The sequence below is a fragment of the Pseudomonas sp. 05T35 genome (assembly GCF_056396605.1).
In genome coordinates, this window is the sequence record NZ_JBFTLU010000606.1 from 1 (window position 1) to 2,156 (window position 2,156).

The following is a 2,156-nucleotide window of genomic DNA, read 5'->3' on the forward strand; positions in this document are numbered from 1 at the left end:
CCCACCAGCACGCGCGTAGAAAGACCTGCAGCCCGCAGATCGTCTTGCAGACGCCGGGCAGCCACGGGCTCCGGCACAACAGCAAAGCGCGGCACGTGGCGGACGCACAAGGCCAGCAGCTCACTCAGGCGAGAGAAGCCGCTCAAGGCAAAGACTTGATAGCGCTCGGGATGACGCGCGATGACATCAAGGGTGCTCAGACCAATAGAACCGGTCGCTCCCAGGACAGTGATCTGTTGTGGACGACTCACGATGCAGCCATCCACAGCAATACCGCAAACACCGGAATCGCCGCGGTGAGACTGTCGATACGATCCAGAATGCCGCCATGACCCGGCAGCAGATTACTGCTGTCCTTGATGCCCGACTGGCGCTTGAACATGCTTTCGGTCAAATCGCCGACCACCGAGATAAATACGATAACCGCTGCACCGATCAATCCTTTCAGCATCTCGCCAGTCGTCCAGTCAYGCACCAGACCAACGATGGCGGTAATCACCAGGCTGAGCAACAAGCCACCGTACACACCTTCCCAGCTCTTGCCAGGACTGACCTGCGGAGCAAGCTTGCGCTTGCCGAATGCCCGGCCGGAAAAGTAAGCGCCAATATCTGCACCCCAGACCAACACCATCACTGCCATGATCAGCCAGTTACCCAGCGGCTCTTGCTTGATCAGGATCAAACCTTGCCAGGCCGGCAACAGGATCAGCAGGCCGATGACCAGCTTGCAAGCCGCACTGGCCCAATGCTCACTGGTCTTGGGGTAGGTCAGCACCAGATAGGTTGCCACCGCCCACCAGAGCACGGCAGCCCCCAGCACCCAAGGCGAAAGCCCCGGCAGCACATGCATGAAAAACAGCATCACCGCGACCACCACCGCATAAGCGACACGGATCGGCTGTGCAGTGAAACCTGCCAGACGCGCCCATTCCCAGGCACCAAGAGTCACGACCAGGCCGATAAACAGCGCAAAACCGGAGCCCTCGAGCAGAAAAAATCCGCACAGGGCGATCGGCAGCAGGATCAGCGCAGTGATGATTCGTTGTTTAAGCATTAAACCCGGGCTCCAGCCTCGACCTGCTCACTCGTTTTACCGAAGCGACGCTGGCGAGAAGCGAAATCGGCCAATGCGTTACGCATGGCTTCGTGTTTGAAGTCCGGCCAGAACAGGTCGGAGAAATACAGTTCGGAGTACGCCAATTGCCACAGCAGGAAGTTGCTGATGCGATGCTCGCCACCGGTACGAATGCACAAATCCGGCAACGGCAGATCACCGGTAGCCAGGCAGGTCTGCAGCAATTGCGGAGTGATGTCGTCTGGACGCAAATGCCCGGCCTGAACCTCTCGCGCCAGACGTTGGGCTGCCTGGGCGATATCCCATTGGCCGCCGTAGTTGGCCGCGATCTGCAAGACAAAACGATTGGCACCGACTGTCATTGCCTCCGCCTCACGCATGGCGGCCTGAAGCTCGGGATGAAAACGCGAACGATCGCCGATAATACGCAACGTGATGTTGTTGTCGTTGAGGCGCTTGGCCTCGCGACGCAACGCCTTGAAAAACAAATCCATCAAGGCGCTGACTTCATCGGCCGGACGCTGCCAGTTCTCACTGGAGAAGGCGAACAAGGTCAGTACTTCAACCCCGGCCTCAGCRCACACCTCAATAACCGCGCGCACAGCATCGACGCCAGCCTTGTGCCCGGCAACACCGGGCAAGAAACGTTTTTTTGCCCAGCGATTATTACCGTCCATGATGATCGCGACGTGGCGCGGCACCGAGGACAGCACTGGCTGCTTGGTCTTTTCCATGAAGGCGTCCTGACCCCTTATACGGCCATCAGGTCCTTTTCTTTGTCTTCGGTGAGCTTATTGATCTGAGCCTCGAAGTCCTTGATCAACTTGTCGATATCGGCACTCGCGCGACGCTCTTCGTCTTCGCTGATTTCCTTATCCTTGACCAGCTTCTTCAGGTCGCCCAGTGCATCACGGCGAATATTACGCACCGCGACACGAGCATCTTCGGCTGCGCTGCGCGCTTGCTTGGTGAAGCCCTTGCGGGTCTCCTCGGTCAAGGCCGGCATGGAGATCAGCAGCAACTCACCCAGGTTCGTTGGATTGAGGTTCAGGCCAGCACTCTGGATCGCCTTGTCGACCGC

At 58.4% G+C, this 2,156-nt stretch carries 3 protein-coding genes and 1 pseudogene; all 4 read right to left on the reverse strand.

Translation table 11 applies throughout. The features are described 5' to 3' along the window. Nucleotides 1–251, reverse strand: a pseudogene (locus tag AC1DH9_RS27870) (1-deoxy-D-xylulose-5-phosphate reductoisomerase); the annotation flags it as partial. Next, complete coding sequence (locus AC1DH9_RS27875) at nucleotides 248–1,054, reverse strand: phosphatidate cytidylyltransferase (protein ID WP_477809209.1); 807 nt, start codon at nucleotides 1,052–1,054, stop codon at nucleotides 248–250. The gene AC1DH9_RS27875 and the pseudogene AC1DH9_RS27870, both read right to left, overlap by 4 nt. Beyond that, nucleotides 1,054–1,809, reverse strand: coding sequence for a polyprenyl diphosphate synthase (gene uppS, locus AC1DH9_RS27880; RefSeq protein ID WP_054595911.1), 756 nt, complete (start codon nucleotides 1,807–1,809; stop codon nucleotides 1,054–1,056). Before uppS ends, AC1DH9_RS27875 begins: the two co-directional genes overlap by 1 nt. Before the next feature lie 17 nt (nucleotides 1,810–1,826). After that, nucleotides 1,827–2,156, reverse strand: a 330-nt coding sequence (locus AC1DH9_RS27885) for a ribosome-recycling factor (protein ID WP_477809210.1), incomplete at its 5' end; no start/stop codon positions are given.